Here is a 1,058-nt window from a genome sequence, read left to right on the forward strand (position 1 = left end):
TGCGTTGTGGCAAAGGGAGTCCCTGTTCGATGAGCAGGGGCTTCTTCGTGTGCGGGGCATGACCGCGACGGGGTAGGGGCAGGCAGCGGACGGCTTGTGTTGATCGAGGAGGGTGCGATGCCGTCGGTGCTGGGGTTGATGGAACAGCGTGAGGCGCGGGCAAAGCAGGATCTGGAGTCCTGGACGGAGGTTCTGGAGCAGGCTCAGGCGGAGGTGGATGCCGCGCGGGAGCGAGTCGAGCGGGCCCGGGTGGGGCGTGAGGAGCTTGTGTCGGTGCTGGCGGAGGAGAGCACGGTTGATACGCCGGTTTCCGTGCCGTCTGGTGGTGAGATGGCTGCTGCCGTGGGATCGAGCGGCTTGGGCGCGGTGCATGGCGAGCGGCCGCCGGTGTGGCGGTCGGGCATGGGTGAGGAGGTGCTCAGCGGCCTGTATCGGGAGGTGTTTGCCGCTGCGGTGGCTGCTTCGGGGCCGGTGAACGGGGTGGAGTTGACGAGGGCGGTGGGCCGACAAGCGGAGATCAAGAACGAGGTGGAGAAGATCCGGCACCGTGCCTACGTGCTGGAGAAGCGGGGCTGGCTGGTGCGGGCGATGGACGGACGGTTCATGCCCGCGCCCGGAGCAGTCGGCCGGGGCGCTTCTCCGGCCAGCGCGGAGCGTCTGCGGCCAGGCGCCGGGACAGCCTGATCACGGCGGCCCACCACACCATCTGGGCGTGGTGGTCGGGGCGGCGTTCGTGGTCGCGGTTGAGGCGGCGTGAGCGGGAGAGCCAGCTCAGCGTGCGCTCCACCACCCACCTGCGGGCCAGTACGACAAATCCGCGCCGTCCGTCGGATCGGCGTACGACCTCGATCCGCACTCCGTGGCGGGCGAACGCCTTCGCCAGCGCCGGACCCTGGTAGGCACTGTCGACCCACACCAGCTTCAGCAGCCGGCCCGGCTGGTCCATGAACGTCTCCAGCAGTGCGGGGGCGGCCTTGGAGTCGTGCACATCGGCCGTGGTCACCGTTACCTCCAGGAGCAGGCCCTCGGTATCGGTCAGGATGTGACGCTTGCGCCCG

2 protein-coding genes are annotated in these 1,058 nt (G+C 69.4%); one reads left to right on the top strand and one right to left on the bottom strand.

The genetic code is table 11. The features are described 5' to 3' along the window. Window positions 1-117 precede the first annotated feature (117 nt). Window positions 118-684 (top strand): BAR domain-containing protein, encoded by a 567-nt coding sequence (locus VXC91_RS45990; RefSeq protein WP_329513267.1) that lies wholly within the window; start codon window positions 118-120, stop codon window positions 682-684. Here VXC91_RS45990 and VXC91_RS45995 read toward each other — a convergent pair. After that, the coding region (locus VXC91_RS45995; protein ID WP_329513268.1) for a transposase at window positions 602-1,058 on the bottom strand (457 nt) is incomplete at its 5' end. The two genes, VXC91_RS45990 and VXC91_RS45995, sit on opposite strands and share 83 nt — an antisense overlap.

The sequence above is a fragment of the Streptomyces chiangmaiensis genome (genome assembly GCF_036281785.1).
Taxonomy (GTDB): domain Bacteria; phylum Actinomycetota; class Actinomycetes; order Streptomycetales; family Streptomycetaceae; genus Streptomyces; species Streptomyces chiangmaiensis.

Coding starts and splice junctions, on each gene's coding strand:
- VXC91_RS45990 (WP_329513267.1), top strand. CDS start 118: ATGCCGTCGGTGCTGGGGTTGATGGAACAGCGTGAGGCGCGGGCAAAG.